16 protein-coding genes are annotated in these 16,689 nt (G+C 67.1%); 12 read left to right on the forward strand and 4 right to left on the reverse strand.

The window, feature by feature from the left end; translation table 11 throughout:
• Positions 1-42: 42 nt before the first annotated feature.
• On the reverse strand, positions 43-921 hold the full coding sequence (dapA, locus tag ACVCMI_RS13510; RefSeq protein ID WP_447098471.1) for a 4-hydroxy-tetrahydrodipicolinate synthase: 879 nt from the start codon (positions 919-921) through the stop codon (positions 43-45).
• A gap of 185 nt (positions 922-1,106) precedes the next feature.
• On the opposite strand from dapA, the gene ACVCMI_RS13515 reads away from it, so the two are divergent.
• The 7 genes from ACVCMI_RS13515 to ACVCMI_RS13545 all read left to right on the forward strand — a co-directional run bounded on the left by ACVCMI_RS13515 (position 1,107) and on the right by ACVCMI_RS13545 (position 6,814).
• Positions 1,107-1,622 carry a glycine cleavage system protein R gene (locus tag ACVCMI_RS13515; RefSeq protein ID WP_136258190.1) on the forward strand — a complete coding sequence of 172 codons (516 nt, stop codon included), beginning with the start codon at positions 1,107-1,109 and terminating at the stop codon, positions 1,620-1,622.
• A gap of 248 nt (positions 1,623-1,870) precedes the next feature.
• Positions 1,871-2,332: a peroxiredoxin gene (locus ACVCMI_RS13520; RefSeq protein WP_447098470.1), complete on the forward strand. Its 462-nt coding sequence runs from the start codon at positions 1,871-1,873 to the stop codon at positions 2,330-2,332.
• Positions 2,333-2,395: 63 nt separating this feature from the next.
• Entirely contained in the window at positions 2,396-3,778 is a 1,383-nt protein-coding gene (locus ACVCMI_RS13525; RefSeq protein WP_395119564.1) for a PhoH family protein, read from the forward strand.
• 386 nt (positions 3,779-4,164) lie between these two features.
• Positions 4,165-4,302 (forward strand): hypothetical protein, encoded by a 138-nt coding sequence (locus ACVCMI_RS13530; protein ID WP_395119565.1) that lies wholly within the window; start codon positions 4,165-4,167, stop codon positions 4,300-4,302.
• A 102-nt stretch (positions 4,303-4,404) separates the two neighbouring features.
• On the forward strand, positions 4,405-5,358 hold the full coding sequence (locus ACVCMI_RS13535; RefSeq protein WP_447098469.1) for an aspartyl/asparaginyl beta-hydroxylase domain-containing protein: 954 nt from the start codon (positions 4,405-4,407) through the stop codon (positions 5,356-5,358).
• A 57-nt stretch (positions 5,359-5,415) separates the two neighbouring features.
• Positions 5,416-6,321: an RNA polymerase sigma factor SigJ gene (gene sigJ / locus ACVCMI_RS13540; RefSeq protein WP_447098468.1), complete on the forward strand. Its 906-nt coding sequence runs from the start codon at positions 5,416-5,418 to the stop codon at positions 6,319-6,321.
• A 37-nt stretch (positions 6,322-6,358) separates the two neighbouring features.
• Complete coding sequence (locus ACVCMI_RS13545) at positions 6,359-6,814, forward strand: carboxymuconolactone decarboxylase family protein (RefSeq protein WP_447098467.1); 456 nt, start codon at positions 6,359-6,361, stop codon at positions 6,812-6,814.
• Between the two features lie 169 nt (positions 6,815-6,983).
• On the opposite strand, the gene ACVCMI_RS13550 is transcribed toward ACVCMI_RS13545, so the two are convergent.
• The 3 genes from ACVCMI_RS13550 to grxC all read right to left on the reverse strand — a co-directional run bounded on the left by ACVCMI_RS13550 (position 6,984) and on the right by grxC (position 8,797).
• Positions 6,984-7,997, reverse strand: a complete 1,014-nt coding sequence (locus ACVCMI_RS13550) for an isocitrate dehydrogenase (protein ID WP_447098466.1) — start codon at positions 7,995-7,997, stop codon at positions 6,984-6,986.
• 162 nt (positions 7,998-8,159) lie between these two features.
• On the reverse strand, positions 8,160-8,537 hold the full coding sequence (locus ACVCMI_RS13555) for a carboxymuconolactone decarboxylase family protein (protein WP_395119570.1): 378 nt from the start codon (positions 8,535-8,537) through the stop codon (positions 8,160-8,162).
• The gene (gene grxC / locus ACVCMI_RS13560) at positions 8,534-8,797 is read right to left on the reverse strand and encodes a glutaredoxin 3 (protein WP_395119571.1); all 264 of its coding nucleotides are present in this window, start codon (positions 8,795-8,797) and stop codon (positions 8,534-8,536) included. Before grxC ends, ACVCMI_RS13555 begins: the two co-directional genes overlap by 4 nt.
• A 113-nt stretch (positions 8,798-8,910) precedes the next feature.
• On the opposite strand from grxC, the gene ACVCMI_RS13565 reads away from it, so the two are divergent.
• The 5 genes from ACVCMI_RS13565 to ACVCMI_RS13585 all read left to right on the forward strand — a co-directional run bounded on the left by ACVCMI_RS13565 (position 8,911) and on the right by ACVCMI_RS13585 (position 15,876).
• On the forward strand, positions 8,911-10,602 hold the full coding sequence (locus ACVCMI_RS13565; RefSeq protein ID WP_447098465.1) for a M48 family metalloprotease: 1,692 nt from the start codon (positions 8,911-8,913) through the stop codon (positions 10,600-10,602).
• Between the two features lie 69 nt (positions 10,603-10,671).
• The gene (ppk1, locus tag ACVCMI_RS13570) at positions 10,672-12,762 is read left to right on the forward strand and encodes a polyphosphate kinase 1 (RefSeq protein WP_447098464.1); all 2,091 of its coding nucleotides are present in this window, start codon (positions 10,672-10,674) and stop codon (positions 12,760-12,762) included.
• Between the two features lie 61 nt (positions 12,763-12,823).
• Positions 12,824-14,341, forward strand: coding sequence for a Ppx/GppA phosphatase family protein (locus ACVCMI_RS13575; RefSeq protein WP_447098463.1), 1,518 nt, complete (start codon positions 12,824-12,826; stop codon positions 14,339-14,341).
• Positions 14,342-14,425: 84 nt separating this feature from the next.
• Complete coding sequence (locus ACVCMI_RS13580) at positions 14,426-15,142, forward strand: peptidylprolyl isomerase (protein WP_395119575.1); 717 nt, start codon at positions 14,426-14,428, stop codon at positions 15,140-15,142.
• A gap of 5 nt (positions 15,143-15,147) precedes the next feature.
• Positions 15,148-15,876: a UDP-2,3-diacylglucosamine diphosphatase gene (locus tag ACVCMI_RS13585; protein ID WP_447098462.1), complete on the forward strand. Its 729-nt coding sequence runs from the start codon at positions 15,148-15,150 to the stop codon at positions 15,874-15,876.
• The last annotated feature ends 813 nt before the right edge of the window (positions 15,877-16,689 follow it).

Here is a 16,689-nt window from a genome sequence, read left to right on the forward strand (position 1 = left end):
ATTCCGTGAGTGAGCCAGGCCCGGATCAGCGGGCACAGGTGTCTAGGATGACAGACTGGACAGCGCCTGGTGCAAGCGGGCGCGATCCGGGCCGTCGGGCAGTTCCACCAGCGGCAACCGCGGCCGGGCCGAGCCCAGCCCCAGCGGCGGCAGTCCGGCCTTGACCGCGATCGGATTGGGCGCGCAGTCCAGCGCGTGCAGCAAGGGTTCCAGTGCATCCCGGCACCGTGCCGTGGCCGCCTCGTCGCCCGCCGTGGCGGCGTCGCACAGGGCGCGGAACGGCCGCGGCACCAGGTTGGCCACCACCGAGACGGTGCCGGCCGCACCGGCAAGCATCGCCACACCGGCGCTGGCGTCGTCACCGGACAGATAGACGAAATCCGCGCGCGCAAGTTCCGCCAGCGCGGCGATCCGCGGCGCATCGCCCCGCGCTTCCTTGATGCCGATGATCGCCGGATGCTCGCTCAGGCGCGCCACCGTCTCCGGCAGCAGGTCGCAACCGGTGCGACCGGGCACGTTGTAGAGCAGCACCGGCAAGCCGCCAGCATCGGCGACCGCGGTGAAGTGTCGCCACAAGCCCTCCTGCGTGGGACGCACGTAGTACGGCACCACCACCAGTGCCGCATCCGCGCCCAGCTCCTGCGCACGACGCGTGGCAGCGATGGTCTTCGCGGTACCGGCCTCGCCGGTGCCGGCAATCACCGGCACGCGACCTGCCACGCGCTCGATCGCGAACGTCAGCAGGCGGTCGAACTCGCCCGCCTCCAGCATGTGCGCCTCGCCGGTCGAGCCGGCCACCACCAGCGCCTGGGTGCCGCCGGCGATCTGCTGTTCGATCAGGCGGCCGAACGCCGCCAGGTCGAGGCTGTCGTCGGCCGCGAACGGCGTGACCAGCGCACAGATGCTTCCACGAATGTCCACGTGCTCGATTCCGCTGCAACGGCAAGCCCTGCATGTTACTTGCCGCTTCGCAAGACGGGCAAGTAAGCTCGATGGGAGTAACCTGATGCTTCCGCATCGGGCGGAATGCTGCCCACAGGTGGACCTCCTTGAAATCTCCCTCCACTGCCTCGCACGCGGCCGGACGCACGACTGGCGACAGCCAGTTGCTGATCCAGGCGCTCACTCCGGCCGACAAGTCGCCGCTGCTGGCGCTGGCCCGCCGCATTGCCGACGCCGGCTGCAACCTTTCCGAATCGCGCGTCTCCACCATCGGCACCGAGGTCTCGCTGATGCTGCTCGCCAGCGGCGCCTGGGATGCGCTGGCCAAGCTGGAAACCGCACTGACCAAGCTGGCCCGCGACGAAAGCCTGCGCCTGGTGCACTACCGCACCGGCCAGCGCGGCAACAGCGCGCAGCTGCCTTATCTGGTGGAAGTGGTGGCCGCCGATCGCCCCGGCATCGTCGCCCGCATCGTGGAGTTCTTCGCCCAGCACGAAATCAGCGTGGAGCAGTTGAACTCTACCCGCTATCGCGCCATGCAGACCGGCGCGGAGATGTTCCAGGCCCAGTTCACCATCGGCATCCCGGCGGACATCCACATCGCCGCCTTGCGCGACGATTTCCTGGAACTGTGCGACGGCATGAACCTCGACGCGATCATGGACCCGGTGAAGTTCTGAAGTGTTGCCGTCCGCCGAGCATCGCGCGAACGCCTTGCCCTGACAAGACCTGTCATCCGCCACCCCGGGCGCGCTAGTCTGTGGCCGTGGCCCTGCCGGAGGACGTCAGCATTGCAGAACCGCGAGTCGATTCACGCCAGCCGGCCCCGGCTTGCCCGGTCGCCTCGCCGCCGCACTGTCGTCATCCGCGCCACGTCTCCCTTCCATCCCACCGCAAGCACGGCCGCGCAGGCCGCGCAGGATGCCCCATGCCCGCCATCGGCAAGAAACTTCCCGCACTGAAAGGCACCACCGGCGACGGCACCGAGCTGAAGCTTTCCGACTACCGCGGCCAATGGCTGGTCGTGTACTTCTATCCGAAGGATTCGACCCCCGGCTGCACCAACGAGGCCAGGGACTTCCGCGACTTGCACTCGAAGTTCCGCCAACGTCACGCGCAGGTCATCGGCGTGTCACGCGACTCACCGAAATCACACGCCAACTTTGCCGCGAAGCAGGAGCTGCCGTTCCCGCTGATATCCGACGCCGACGAAACCTGGTGCCAGGCCTTCGACGTGATCCACGAGAAGGTGCTCTACGGCAAGCGCCACCTCGGCATCGTGCGCAGCACCTTCCTGATCGACCCCGACGGCAAGCTCGCCGCCGAATGGCGCGGGGTGAAAGTCCCCGGCCACGCGCAGGCCGTGCTTGACGCGATCCCCGCCGCCTGAGTCATTCGCCCTGATGAGTTGTCGCCATCCGCTTTGCCCACCCACCAGCGAGGACACTTCCGCATGACCGGAAGCAAGCGCATCTACGCTCTCGACACCAACGTCCTGCTGCATGACCCGACCTCGCTGTTCCGCTTCGAGGAACACGACGTCTTCATCCCCATGACCGTCCTGGAGGAGCTGGACGAGAAGAAGAAAGGTGCTTCGGAAGTCTCGCGCAACGGCCGCCAGGTCAGTCGCTTCCTCAACGAACTGATCGAGGCCGGCAAGCAGCACGACCTGGCGGAAGGGCTGGAACTGGCCAATCCGCAAGGCGTCAAGCTCAAGCGCGGCGGCTCGGCCGGTCGGCTCTATTTCCAGCATCGCATCAGCAGCAACGGCCACACCAAGGCCGACAACCAGATCCTCGCCGCGGTGATCGAGCTGCGCGACCAGAATCAGGATCGCGACGTGATCCTGGTCACCAAGGACATCAACCTGCGCATCAAGGCCGGCATCAACGGCCTGGTTGCGGAGGATTACGAGAACGACCGCGCGCTCGACGATTTCTCCCTGCTCTACACCGGCTCGACCGAACTGCCGGCGAACTTCTGGGAGCTGCACCCGGAAGTGCACTCGTGGACCGATCACGGCCGCACCTATTACCAGCTCGATCGCCGCGAGGACGAGGCGTGGCATCCCAACGAGTGCCTCTACCTGCCCGGCGAGAACGAGATCGAACTGCGCGTGCAGAAACTGGACGACGAGCACGCGACGCTCATGCTTCTGGACGACCACTCGCACGCCAACCATCACGTCTGGGGCATCGGTGCGCGCAACCGCGAGCAGAACTTCGCGCTCAACGCGCTGATGGACCCGGAGATCGACTTCGTCACCCTGCTCGGCAACGCCGGCACCGGCAAGACCCTGCTGGCGCTGGCCGCCGGCCTGGCCCAGGTGATGGACCAGCAGCGCTACCGCGAGATCATCATGACCCGCGCCACTGTTTCCGTCGGCGAGGACATCGGCTTCCTGCCCGGCACCGAGGAAGAAAAGATGACGCCGTGGATGGGCGCGCTCACCGACAACCTCGAAGTGCTCGCCAACCCCGAGGACGGCGGCAGCTGGGGCCGCCAGGCCACCAACGACCTGCTTGCCTCGCGCATCAAGATCCGCTCGCTCAACTTCATGCGTGGGCGCACCTTCCTGTCACGCTACCTGATCATCGACGAGGCCCAGAACCTCACCCCGAAGCAGATGAAGACCCTGATCACCCGCGCAGGCCCCGGCACCAAGATCGTCTGCCTCGGCAACGTCGAACAGATCGATACTCCCTACCTCACCGAAACCACCTCCGGGCTTACCTATGCGGTGGATCGCTTCAAGAGCTGGGAGCATTCGGCGCACATCACGTTGCGGCGGGGAGAGAGGTCGCGGTTGGCGGACTTTGCGGCGGAGATGATGTAGGAGCTGGCTTTCGGTTTTCGGCGTTCGGAAGCCCGGTAGCGGAATACCTGCCAGGCAACACCACTCCTGCCATCATGGTGAACACCCGATGCGCTGCGCGCGGTTGACCAGCCGCGACGCGGAACGCAGGTTGGACTTGCCGGTGTCCAACGATCCATTGCCGGCACGTCCATGGGAAATCGTGCCAAACAGTTGGGGGGCAAGCCTTGAACGCGGTGACCCGTCGAGGCTGGCCAACCTGGCTGCGGAAACGGCGCACGCGCGAATCCGCATCCGGTGGCTGAAGAACGTGATCGCACGTGGTACCGGCCCCGTCAAGTAGAATGTGTTGCCGTTGCCAAAGCCAAGACCGAGTTTTCGCCTCTCACGACCAAGCAAGGACCGCCATGTCAACCGCACTTTTGATGCAACTGTTCCAGATCATGCTGGTTCTCGGCCTGGGCACGGCGTTGGCGGTTTCCGCCATACGGTTGATGTGGATTGCCGGCAGTTTCCTCAAGCGCAAATCGCGCCTGTTGCCGTAAAGACAAGTCGCACGAAATGGCGTCCGGCCGGGCCGCCGTCAACTGATGTTGCCATCGGTCGAGTAGAATCACGACATTGCTGGCTCCGTGGTTCCTCTGCCCATGTTCGTGACGCCGCGCCTCATCCTGTTGCTCTTGTTCGCCTTCTTCGCACTGTGCGTGCTGCTGGTGCATTTGCGCGGGCGGGTGCGGTTGCGTTTCGACCGCCAGCTGGTGGATCACTCGGCAGTGTTCGCGCCGTACAACCTGCTGATGTACGCGTTCTCGGCGGTGCCGGCCAAGCCGATACTCGACCGCCGCGGATTTCCCGAGCTGGATTTGCTGCAGGCAAACTGGGAGACGATCCGGGCCGAGGCGCTGCACCTGACGGACCGGGGACACATTCGCGGCACCACGAAGAACGACGACGCCAGTTTCAACAGCTTCATCAAGCAGGGCTGGAAGCGCTTCTACCTCAAGTGGTACGGCGAGCCGCTGGCGTCGGCGCAGGCGTTGTGTCCGAAGACGGTGGAACTGCTCAATGCGATCCCCGGAATCAAGGCGGCGATGTTCGCCACGCTGGCACCCAACAGCAAGCTCAACCCCCATCGCGATCCGTTCGCCGGTTCGCTGCGCTATCACTTGGGCCTGATCACGCCGAACTCGCGCGACTGCCGCATCTTCGTCGATGGCGAAGAGCATGCCTGGGGCGACGGCAAGGACGTGGTGTTCGACGAGACCTTCGTGCACTGGGTGGAGAACAAGACCGACCAGACCCGGGTGATCCTGTTCGCCGATGTGGAGCGCCCGCTGCGCACGCGCTGGATGAGTGCGATCAACCATCGCGTGGGCGCGTTCATGGGCAAGATCACCGCTTCGCCCAACAGCGACACCGGTACCGAGAAGACCGGCTTCGTCAACCGCCTGTACGCGTGGAGCCAGCGCAAGGGCGCCATGCATCAATGGAAGGCGGCGTTCAAGCGGCGTCACAAGAAGCTGTACAAGGCCGGAAAATACGTCGGCATCCTTGTGCTGTTGTGGCTGATTTTCCTGGCTCCCTGGCCATTGCTCCGCTAGCGGTCACGTTTCGCTCCGTCCATGCGTCCTGGCAGCATCCTTTCCCCGGAGTGCCTCATGGATTCGCAAACCGCCCTGTTCCAGCAACACCGCCAGCGCCTGTTCGGCCTGGCCTACCGCATGCTCGGCACGCCCGCCGACGCCGAGGACGTGCTGCACGATGCCTGGCTGCGCTGGCACGCACAGAATGTCGCCGCGCTGGACGACCCGGAAGCCTGGCTGGTCACCGTGACCACGCGCATCGCGCTGGATCGCCTGCGCCGGGCCAAGACCGAACGCGCGCACTACTCCGGCCCCTGGCTGCCGGAGCCGCTGACGGTGGATACCGACCAGCCCGAGGCGCAACTGGAACGCGCCGAGAGCCTCACCCTCACCTTTCTGCTGTTGCTGGAGCGGCTGAGCCCCGAGGAGCGCGCCGCCTTCCTGCTGCGCGAAGTATTCGACTACAGCCACGCCGAAACGGCCTCGATGCTGGAAATCAGCGAAGACGCCTGCCGCCAGCGCGTGCACCGGGCGAAGCAGCGGCTGCGCGAGGATCGACCGCGCCAGACGATGCCGAACGCCGACATCCAGCGGCGCCTGCTCGAACGCTTCATGCAGGCGCTGCAGCAGCCGGACATGCCCACGTTGCGTGCCTTGTTTGCCGAAGACGCCATGAGCGTATCCGACGGCGGCGGCCTGGCGCGGGCCACCCTGCACCCGCTGCACGGCGCCGAGCGGCTGGCCCGGCTGTACATGCAGATCGCGCTGCAGCAGCAGCGCCATGGTGGCGTGCGCCACGAAATCCGTCAGCTCAACGGTACGCCGGCCCTGTTCGGCTGGCAGGGCGACACGCTGGTCTCGGCCAGTTGGATCGACGACGACGGCGAACGCATCACCGCCGTGCATGCCCTGCGCCACCCCGGCAAGCTTGCCCGGCTGGCGGCGGTCACGAAATCGACGGCGCCCACGTCCTTGCACTGAACGGCCGGTCCCGGCCGCACACCGCAAGGAGAACCCCATGCCTCGTTTCAACATCAACAAGCGCCTCGACGCCGTGAAGCCCCTGTTCGCCCTGGGCGAATACATCAAGAACTCCGGCATCGAACAAAGTCTGATCGAACTGGTACAGATGCGCGTTTCCCAACTCAACGGTTGCGCCTACTGCCTGGACATGCACAGCAAGGATGCCCGCGCCGGCGGCGAGACCGAGCAGCGCCTGTACGTGCTGCAGGCCTGGCGCGAGGCGCCGTTCTACAGCCCGCGCGAGCGTGCCGCGCTGGCCTGGTGCGAGGCGGTGACCCGGCTCGACCCGGTGCACGGCGTGCCGGACGAGGTCTACGAACAAGCCCGCACCGAATTCAGCGAAGAACAGCTGATCGACCTCAACATGGCAGTGATCGCGATCAACAGCTGGAACCGCATCGCCATTCCCTCTCGCGCGGAACCCGGTCACTACCGGGCGGCGCAACACTGAACCGGCGGCGCCTCGCGCAAACCGTGCACGGCAAGCCTGCCTCGCGATGCGCGCCAACGGCGTATCCCGTCAACGGCATGACACCGGCTGGGGCACGACCATCCCGCGCCGATCCAACGAAAAGGCCGCGGCATGCCGCGGCCTTCATTGCGCCCAGCGGCGTCCCGGATCAGGCCGCGAGGCGCTTCACGATGGCGTCGGCGAAGCTGCCGGTGCTGCCCTTGCCGCCGATGTCCGGCGTCACGCTGTCGCGATCGTTCGTCATGGTGTCGCGGATCGCGGCGCGCAGCTTGTCGCCCTTGGCCACCATGTCCAGGTGGTCGAGCATGTCGGCGGCGGCCAGCAGCAGCGCGCACGGGTTGGCGATGCCCTTGCCCGCGATGTCCGGCGCCGAGCCGTGCACGGCCTCGAAGATCGCCGCGTGCTCGCCGATGTTGTCGCCCGGCGCCAGGCCCAGGCCGCCGACCAGGCCGGCGCACAGGTCCGACAGGATGTCGCCGAACAGGTTGGTGGTGACGATCACGTCGAACTGGTACGGGTTCATCACCAGCTGCATGCAGGTGTTGTCCACGATCATCTCGTTGAACTCGATCTGCGGGTATTCCTTGGCAATCTCGCGCGCCACATTGAGGAACAACCCCGAGCTGGTCTTCAGGATGTTCGCCTTGTGCACCGCGGTGACCTTCTTGCGGCCCTTCTTCACCGCCAGCTCGAAGGCGTAGCGCACGATCCGGCTGCTGCCCTTGCGCGTGTTGCGCGCCACCGACTCGGCGATCTCGCCGTCGGCGGACAGGGTTTGCCCCTCGGAGCGGTAGGCGCCCTCGGTGTTCTCGCGCACGGTGATGATGTCGATGTTCTCGTAGCGCGACTTGGTACCGGGGAAGCTCACCGCCGGGCGCACGTTCGCGTACAGGTCGAAGTGGCGGCGCAGGGTCACGTTGACCGAGGTAAAGCCGCCGCCGATCGGCGTGGTCAGCGGGCCCTTCAGCGCGACCTTGTGCTCGGCGATCTTGTCCAGCGTGGCCTTGGGCAGCAGGTCGCCGTGCTTCTCCAGCGCGACCATGCCGGCGTCGACGAAGTCGTATTTCAGGCCGCAGTCCAGCGCGTCGAGCACGCGCAGCGTGGCGGTCATGATCTCCGGGCCGATGCCGTCGCCCGGGATCACGGCGATGGTGTTGTTCATGGGGGGACTCCTTGGGGGCTGATCGCATGCACGGCGCGCAAGGCGCGCGTCAAGACCGCCCATTATCGCTCATGAGCCCCAACGCCGGACACCCGTCCGCCGCGCAAGTCGTTGCAAATCCTCGCATGGAGCGTTGCGGAAAGCCGCATGCCCGCGGGCGTCTCAAGCGTGGTCGGCGCACTCCGGCGCACCGGACTCGCCGTTCTCCAGCTGGTCCAGGAAATCCACCGCGCGGCGCAGATGCGGGATCACGATCGAGCCGCCCACCACCAGGCCCACGCTGAACACCTCGAAGAACTCGTCGCGCTGCACGCCGGCTTCCTTGCACTGGGCCACGTGGTAGCTGATGCAGTCGTCGCAGCGCAGCACCATCGAGGCGACCAGGCCCAGCATCTCCTTGGTCTTCACGTCCAGCGCGCCGGCCTTGTAGGTCTGCGTGTCCAGCGCGAAGAAGCGCCGCACGACCTGGTTGTCCTCGGCCAGGATGCGCTCGTTCATGCGTTGGCGGAACGCGGTGAATTCGGCCAGCTTGTCGCTCATGCGCCCGCCTCCAGCAATTGCGCCAGTTTGCCGCTGCGGTCGGCCGCCGCCAGGTCGTCGAAGCCACCGACGTGGTGATCGTTGATGAAGATCTGCGGCACGGTGCGCGCGCCACCGCTGCGCGTCAGCATCGCCTCGCGCTGGGACGGGTCGGTGTCCACGCGCACCTCGGTCCACTCCAGCCCACGGGCCTTGAGCAGGTTCTTGGCGGCCACGCAGTAAGGACACACCGCGGTGGAATAGACCTCGATCTTCGACATCACGACAACTCCGCAAAACGGGGGAACGGCCTGTAAATGGGGGCGTCCGGGACAACAGGCAAGGTGGGAACCGACGCCACCCGGGGCGGTCACAATGCTATTGTCGCTTACCCATGGCCATGACACCACGACGACCTGCCCGGCGTGTTCTGACTGCGCTGCTCTGCGCCGGCCTGACCTGCATGGCCAGCGCGCAGGACGACGTGCGCCTGCCCGACCTTGGCAGCTCGGCCGACGCGCTGATCTCGCCGCAGGAGGCGCGTGATTACGGCGCCTCCATGCTGCGCCAGATGCGCGCGCTGGACATGGTGGTCGACGACCCGCTGCTGGACGACTACGTCAACGATCTCGGCCATCGCCTGGCATCCAACTCCGACAAGCCCAAGGACCACTTCGCCTTCTTCATCGTGAAGGACCCGGAGATCAACGCCTTCGCCGCGCCGGGCGGCTACATCGCGGTCAACTCCGGGCTGTTCGTCATCACCCGCGACGAGAGCGAACTGGCCGGCGTGATCGCGCACGAGATCGGCCACATCACCCAGAACCACCTGCAGCGGGCATTCGAGGCCTCGCGCAAGGATGCACCGCTGATGGCGCTGGTGCTGCTGGGTGCGGTACTGGCCGGCGCCGGCAGCCACAGCGGCGACGCGCCGATGGCGGTGCTCGCCGGCGGCCAGGGCCTGATCGCGCAGCGTTCGATCAACTTCACCCGCAAGGACGAGATCGAGGCCGACCGCGTCGGCATCCAGACCCTCGCCAAGGCCGGTTTCGACCCGGAAGCGATGGCGGCCTTTTTCCAGCGCATGCAGGACGTGCTCAGCACCGGCGCCGGTGGCGACGACGTGCCCGTCCTGCTGCAGACCCACCCGGTGACCAGCATGCGCATCAGCGACGCCAAGGCGCGTGCCGGCGCACTGGTGGCGGCGCAGAAGCTGCGGCCCTCGGGCACCGTCATGGACGTGCAGCAGTGGCAGCAGCACACCGCGCCGATCGCCTTCGTCAAGGACCCGACCTCGCTGCTGGACACGCCCAGGCCCGGCCCGCTCGACACCTACCAGCTGATGCGCGAACGCGTGCGCGTGCTGGCCGGCGACGCCACCCGCGAAGCGACGTACTACGGCTCCAACCTGCAGGACCGGCCTGCGTTCGACACCCCGGCCAACCATTACGGCTACGCGCTGGCACTTACCCGCAGCGGCCGCGGCGCACAAGCGGTGGCGCAGTTGCAGCCGTTGCTGCGCGACGCGCCGGACAACCTGATCCTCAAGCTCGCGCTGGCCGATGCCAGGTTGCAAGCCGGCCAGCGTGCCGCGGCGCTCGCCATCTACCAGGACCTCAACGAACAATCGCCGCGCAACCGCGCGGTGGCGCTGGCCTACGCCAAGGCGCTCACCGCCGGCGGCGACAAGGCGCAGGCCGGCCTCGCCGCCAGCTTGCTGCGCCCCCTGCTGGACGACGCCAGCGAACCGGAGATCTACAGCGCCTACGCCCGCGCCAGCGACGCAGCCGGCGACAACGTGCGTGCCGGCGAGGCGTTCGCCGATGCCAGCTATTACTCCGGCCGCCCGTTCGACGCGATGGAACAACTGCAGCGTCTGCTCAAGCGCAACGACCTGGATTACTACGCCCGCGCACGCATCCAGGGCCGCATCACCGAACTGACGCCGCTGCTGCTGGAGCTGCGCAAGCGCCGGATCGAGACCAAGGACAACCCGGACAGCCAGCAGCACGCACAACCGTTCGGCCCGTGCATCGAGTCCGCCTGCCGCGGCAGCGCGCCAGTCTCCGCCTGGCGGCAGGATTGATCCGCCGCTGAAGGTCCTTTGCGCGCCGGCGCATCATGCATCGTCCACCGCCATGGGCCAGAATGGGCCATGTCCAGACCTTCCGCCCGCGTACCCGCCATCGACCTTGCCGCCCCGCAGCTGTACTTCAGCCGCGAGCTGGCCGCCCTGGAGTTCAACTTCCGCGTGCTGGCGATGGCCCGCGATGCCAGCGTGCCCCTGCTCGAACGCGTGCGCTACATGAGCATCGTGGCGAACAACCTCGACGAGTTCTTCGAGGTGCGCGTGGCCATGCTCAAGCATCATCACGCCTACGGCTCGGCCGCGCCGGGCCCGGATGGCGTCCCCTCCGGCGAATTGCTGGCGCGCATCCGCGGCCGGGTGCTGGACCTGGTGGCCGAGGTCTACGCCGCGTGGCGGGAACAGATCCGCCCGCAGCTGGAGCAGGAACACATCCATATCCTCACCCGCAAGCAGTGGACGCCGCGCCAGCGACGCTGGCTGCAGGGCTATTTCGAGCACGAGGTGCTGCCGGTGCTGTCGCCGCTGGGGCTGGACCCGGCGCATCCGTTCCCGCGCATCCTCAACAAGACGCTGAACATCGCGGTCGTGCTGAAGGGCCGCGACGCCTTCGGCCATGAAGGCCATCTGGCCCTGGTGCGCGCACCGCGGTCGCTGCCGCGGATCATCCGCGTGCCCGCCGAGGTCAGCGGCCGTGGCCATCACTTCGTGTTCCTGGCGGAGTTGCTGCAGGCTTTCGTCGACCTGATGTTCCCCGGCCTCAAGGTGCTCGGCTCGTACCAGTTCCGCGTCACCCGCAACAGCGAGCTGATCGTCGAGGAGGCGGAGGTCGAGAACCTCGCGCTCGCCCTCAGCGAGGAGTTGCTCGGCCGCGGCTACGCGCGCCCGGTGCGGCTGGAGATCGCCGAGGATTGCCCGCAGGCGATCACCGCGCTTCTTGTGGAGAAATTCCAGCTCGGCGAGGCCGACGTCTACCGCTGCGACGGCCCGGTCAACATCATCCGCGCCGGCCTGATCTACGACTGGCTGGACCGTGCGGAGCTGAAGTTTCCGCGCTTCACCCCGCAGTTGCCGCCGTCGCTGGACAGCAGCCTGAACAAATTCGAGGTGATCGCCAAGGGCGACGTGCTGCTGCACCATCCCTACCAGAGCTTCGCCGCGGTGATCGACCTGCTGCGCCAGGCCGCCGCCGACCCGCAGGTGCTGGCGATCAAGCAGACCCTGTACCGCGCCGGCGAGGACACCCCGCTGGTCGACCTGCTGGTGGAGGCCGCGCGCCACGGCAAGGACGTCACCGTGGTGATCGAACTGCGGGCGCGCTTCGACGAGGAGGCCAATATCCGCCTGGCCACGCGGCTGCAGGAGGCCGGCGTGCAGGTGGTGTACGGCGTGGTGGGTTACAAGACCCACGCCAAGATGATGCTGATCGTTCGCCGCGAGGGCGACACCTTGCGCCGCTACGCGCACCTGTCCACCGGCAACTACCACCAGGCCAACAGCCGCGTGTACACCGACATCGGCCTGATGACCGCCAACCCCGAAATCGGCGAGGACTTGCACAAGGTGTTCCAGCAGCTGTCCGGACTGGGCCCGGTGATCGAGCTGAAGCGCCTGCTGCATTCGCCGTTCACGCTATATCGCGGCGTGCTGGCCCGGATCGAGCGCGAGACCGAACACGCCCGCGCGGGGCGACCGGCGCGCATCGTGGCCAAGCTCAATGCGCTCAACGAGGCGAAGGTGATCACCGCGCTGTACACCGCCTCGCAGGCCGGCGTGGAGATCGACCTGATCGTGCGCGGCGCCTGCACCTTGCGGCCCGGCCTGCCCGGCGTCTCCGAGCGCATCCGGGTGCGCTCGATCGTCGGGCGTTTCCTCGAACACAGCCGGGTGTACTGGTTCGCCAACGATGGCGAGGCGGAAATCTACTGCGCCAGCGCCGACTGGATGGAGCGCAACCTGATGCGGCGGATCGAGATCGCCTTCCCCATCCTCGATCCGCAGCTGGCCGCGCGTGTCTACGACGAGACGCTGGCCAACGGCCTGGCCGACAACACCCAGGCGTGGCTGCTCGACAGCGACGGCCGCTACACCCGCGCCGAGCCCGGCGACAACCCGCCGTACAGCGCGCAGCAGACGCTGCTGGAACGACTGTGCCCGTGAGCCGCCTGCAATGCGCGCACGCGTGCGAGAATCCGCACTTCGCGATTGCCGGAGCGCCGGATTGAGCGCAGTCGAACAAACGCCGATCCGCGATGGCGAACTGATGGCCGCCATCGACATGGGCTCGAACAGCTTCCACATGGTGGTGGCGCGCATGGAGCATGGCGAACCGCGGGTGATCGACCGCCTGCGCGACACCGTGCGCATGGCCGCCGGCCTGCGCGCCGACGGCAGCCTGGATGCCGAGCGGCGCGCGCGCGCACTGGCCTGCCTGGCCCGCTTCGGCCAGCGCATCGCCGGCTTGCCCACCGCGCGCGTGCGCGCCGTGGCGACCAATACCGTGCGCCAGCTCGCCTCGCCGCAAACCTTTCTGACCGCGGCGGAAGCCGCGCTGGGCCACCCGATCGAGGTGGTCTCCGGCCGCGAGGAGGGCCGCCTGATCTTCCTCGGCGCCGCGCACGACCTGCCCGCCTCGCGCGAACCGCGGCTGGTCATCGACGTCGGCGGCGGCAGCACCGAATTCATCATCGGCCGCGGCCTCGCGCCGTTGCACACCGAGAGCGTGCAGGCCGGCTGCATCGCCTCGACCCTGCGTTTCTTCCCCGGCGGCAAGATCACCCGCGCGCGCTGGCAGCGCGGCCTGAGCGAGATCGGCGTGCTGCTGCAGCAGTTCGCGGAGGACTATCGCGAATCGGGCTGGCAGGATGCGTTCGGCTCGTCCGGCACCACCAAGTCGATCGGCGCGGTGGCACTGGCCATGGAGCTTTCCGACGACGGCATCACGCCCGCGGCGCTGGCCGCCCTGCGCGATGCGCTGATCGAGCAGGGCCAGGTCGGCACGCTCAAGCTGCCGGGCCTGGTTCCCGAACGCACGCCGGTGTTCGCCGGCGGCGTGATGATCATGGAAGCGGCCTTCACCGCGCTGGGCATCGAGCGGCTGCGCGTGTGCGAAAGCTCGATGCGCGAAGGACTGCTGTGGGACCTGCTCGGCCGCGCCGGCGGCAGCGACCCGCGCACCGCCAGCATCGACGCGCTGGCGACCCGCTACGGCGTCGACCGCGCGCAGGCGCGGCGAGTGGAAGCGACGGCACTGATGCTGTTCGACCAGGTCGCGCGCAACTGGAAGCTCGACGCCGATGCGCGTGAGTGGCTGTCCTGGGCCGCGCGGGTGCACGAGATCGGCCTGGCCATCGCGCACAGCCAACATCATCGCCACGGCGCCTACATCCTGCGTCATGCCGACCTGGCTGGCTTCTCGCGGCAGGAGCAGGAATTGCTGGCCGCGGTGATCGAACTGCACCGGCGCAAGCCGGACAAGTCCATCATCGCCAGCCTGCCGCTGCGTTATCGCGCGCTGGCGAAGCACATCACCGCGCTGTTGCGTCTGGCCGTGCTGTTCCGCCGCGCCCGCCGCGCCGAGTCGCTGCCGCAGATGCAACTGGCAGCCAGCGCCCGCTCGCTGCGCCTGAAACTCCCGCCGGGATGGGGCGAGCAGCACCCGCTCACCGAAGCCGACCTGCAACAGGAAAAGGCGCCGATGACCGAACTTGGGGTGAAACTGGATCTCGCGAACAAGTGATCCGCCTTTTTCGCGGCATGCCGATGCCATGCCGCGTATCATGGACGCCCGCCTCGTGAATGCCGGTCCGGATCGCTCGCTGCCATGCTCAAATCCCTGCTGATCGCCCTGCTCCTGCTCGTTCCGTTCGGCGCCGCCGCGCAGGCGGGCAAACCTGCACCGGCCACATCGAGCGCCGCGCCCGTCGCCGCACCGCCGCACGTGCTGCTGCATACATCGCAGGGCGATCTCACGCTGGAGCTGTATCCGGACAAGGCGCCCAAGAGCGTGGCCAACTTCCTGCAGTATGTGCGCGACGGCTTCTACGACGGCACCCTGCTGCACCGGGTCATCCCCGGCTATCTGGTGCAGGGCGGCCTCTACACCCGCGACCTGCAGCCCAAGCGCACGCGCCCGGCCATCGCCAGCGAGGCGGACAACGGGTTGTCGAACCTGCGCGGCACGATCGCCGTCGCCCGCGGCGCCGATCCCAATTCCGGCACCGCGCAGTTCTTCTTCAACCTGGTCGACAACCGCCGGCTGGATTTCGTCGGCAACCAGAGCGGCCTCACCTGGGGCTTCGCGGTGTTCGGCAAGGTGACCAAGGGCATGGACGTGCTGGACAAGATCGCCGCCCTGCCCACCCGCCCGCTGGGCCCGTTCGCCGGCGACGTACCCGAGCCACTGGTGGTGATCGAGAAGGCCAGCGTGATCGGCGAAGAGGTTCAGGCGCCGGCGAGCAGCGCCAAGGCGCCGGCCAGGGCAGCATCTGTCACCAAGCCGACCAGCAAGCCGGCGGCGAAGCAGTCCGGCGGGAACTGATCGGCATGGCCACGTTGTTCATCGCCGACCTGCACCTCGATCCCGCACGCCCGCAAATCACCCGCCTGTTCGAGAATTACCTCGCCAGCGACGAAGTGCGAAGCGCCGACACGCTGTACATCCTCGGCGACCTGGTGGAAGCCTGGATCGGCGACGACGATGATGCCGAGTTGCCGCAGCGCATCGCCGAGGCCATCCGCGCCGTGCACGATGCCGGTGTGCCGGTGCATTTCATGGTCGGCAACCGCGACTTCCTGCTCGGCGAAACATTCGCCACCCGCGCCGGCATGACCCTGCTCGACGACGGCACCGTGCGCGACATCCAGGGCCGGCCCACCTTGCTGATGCACGGCGACACGCTGTGCACCGATGACCTCGCCTACCAGGCCGTGCGCAAGCAGGTTCGCACGCCCGAATGGCAGGCGCAGATCCTGGCGATGCCGCTGGAGGCGCGCCGCGCGTTTGCCGCCAAGGCCCGCGCCGACAGCAAGGCACACACCGGCAGCACCATGGAAAGCATCATGGACGTCAACGCCGAGGCGGTCGCCGCGGCACTGCGCGGAGCGGGCGTGACGCGGTTGATCCACGGACACACGCATCGGCCAGCCATCCATCGTCTCGAACTGGACGGAAAGCCGGCCGAGCGGATCGTGCTGGGGGACTGGTACGAACAGGGGTCGGTGCTGGTGGTGGACGGCGAGCGCGTGGAGCTGCGTGGATTGGCGACGAGGTGAGGCCCCACGGGCCAGAAACTCGACATCAAGGATTGATTCCCCGAACCGTTCGGGCTGAGCGTAGCGCTGGAGGCGCGCAGTCGAAGCCTCGGCGCGACCTGCCAAGCAAGAGCTCGCTTCGATGGAATGCGTCGCGGCGTAGAGGACGCGGAGATTGTGAATCCCATCCACGGGATTCACCCCTTCACGCTGCGCGCTACGGGGCCAGCCTTCGGCTGTCCAAATTCGTTCCAGACGAATTTGTCGCTCGCGGAGGCAGGATGCCGGAGCGACAGCGGCAAAGCCGCTGGCCCGAAGGGTGAGGCGCAGGATGCGCCGAGTCACCGGAGAGTTCGTCCACTGCCTCTCTCCGCCAGATACGCAAAACGCCCGCCTCGACGGAGCACGTGGTTACTTGGTCGTGCACCAGGGATTGTTCGGCCCATCCATGGGCCTCACCCCTTCGCGCTGCGCGCTACGGGGCCAGCCTGCGGCTGTCCAATTTTGTTCCAGACGAATTTGTCGCTCGCGGAGGCAGGATGCCGGAGCGAACAGCGGCAAAGCCGTTGGCCCGAAGGGTGAGGCGCAGGATGCGCCGAGTCACCGGATGGTCCGTCCACCACCTCTCTCCGCCAGATACGCAAAACGCCCCGTTCGGGGCGCTTTGCGTATCTGGCGGAGAGAGAGACCGCCTTCAACAGAAACAACGAATGCCAATAGTTCCCAAGGAAGACTAGCAAAAGTGGCTATCTAAAGCCATTTTCTCGATCAACTTGGCCAACAAACTGCAATGAAGGTCAACCACGTCCAAGCTCCAATGGCATACTGGCTGGC

It is taken from the genome of Rhodanobacter sp. UC4448_H15, from assembly GCF_052978265.1.

Excerpts from the sequence above, each read along its gene's own strand:
- ACVCMI_RS13585 (WP_447098462.1), top strand. The coding sequence starts at position 15,148 with ATGGCCACGTTGTTCATCGCCGACCTGCACCTCGATCCCGCACGCCCG.
- sigJ (WP_447098468.1), top strand. The coding sequence starts at position 5,416 with ATGGATTCGCAAACCGCCCTGTTCCAGCAACACCGCCAGCGCCTGTTC.
- ACVCMI_RS13520 (WP_447098470.1), top strand. The coding sequence starts at position 1,871 with ATGCCCGCCATCGGCAAGAAACTTCCCGCACTGAAAGGCACCACCGGC.
- ACVCMI_RS13555 (WP_395119570.1), bottom strand. The coding sequence starts at position 8,537 with ATGAGCGACAAGCTGGCCGAATTCACCGCGTTCCGCCAACGCATGAAC.
- ACVCMI_RS13545 (WP_447098467.1), top strand. The coding sequence starts at position 6,359 with ATGCCTCGTTTCAACATCAACAAGCGCCTCGACGCCGTGAAGCCCCTG.
- ACVCMI_RS13530 (WP_395119565.1), top strand. The coding sequence starts at position 4,165 with ATGTCAACCGCACTTTTGATGCAACTGTTCCAGATCATGCTGGTTCTC.
- grxC (WP_395119571.1), bottom strand. The coding sequence starts at position 8,797 with ATGTCGAAGATCGAGGTCTATTCCACCGCGGTGTGTCCTTACTGCGTG.
- ACVCMI_RS13525 (WP_395119564.1), top strand. The coding sequence starts at position 2,396 with ATGACCGGAAGCAAGCGCATCTACGCTCTCGACACCAACGTCCTGCTG.
- ACVCMI_RS13535 (WP_447098469.1), top strand. The coding sequence starts at position 4,405 with ATGTTCGTGACGCCGCGCCTCATCCTGTTGCTCTTGTTCGCCTTCTTC.
- ACVCMI_RS13580 (WP_395119575.1), top strand. The coding sequence starts at position 14,426 with ATGCTCAAATCCCTGCTGATCGCCCTGCTCCTGCTCGTTCCGTTCGGC.
- ppk1 (WP_447098464.1), top strand. The coding sequence starts at position 10,672 with ATGTCCAGACCTTCCGCCCGCGTACCCGCCATCGACCTTGCCGCCCCG.
- ACVCMI_RS13550 (WP_447098466.1), bottom strand. The coding sequence starts at position 7,997 with ATGAACAACACCATCGCCGTGATCCCGGGCGACGGCATCGGCCCGGAG.
- ACVCMI_RS13565 (WP_447098465.1), top strand. The coding sequence starts at position 8,911 with ATGGCCATGACACCACGACGACCTGCCCGGCGTGTTCTGACTGCGCTG.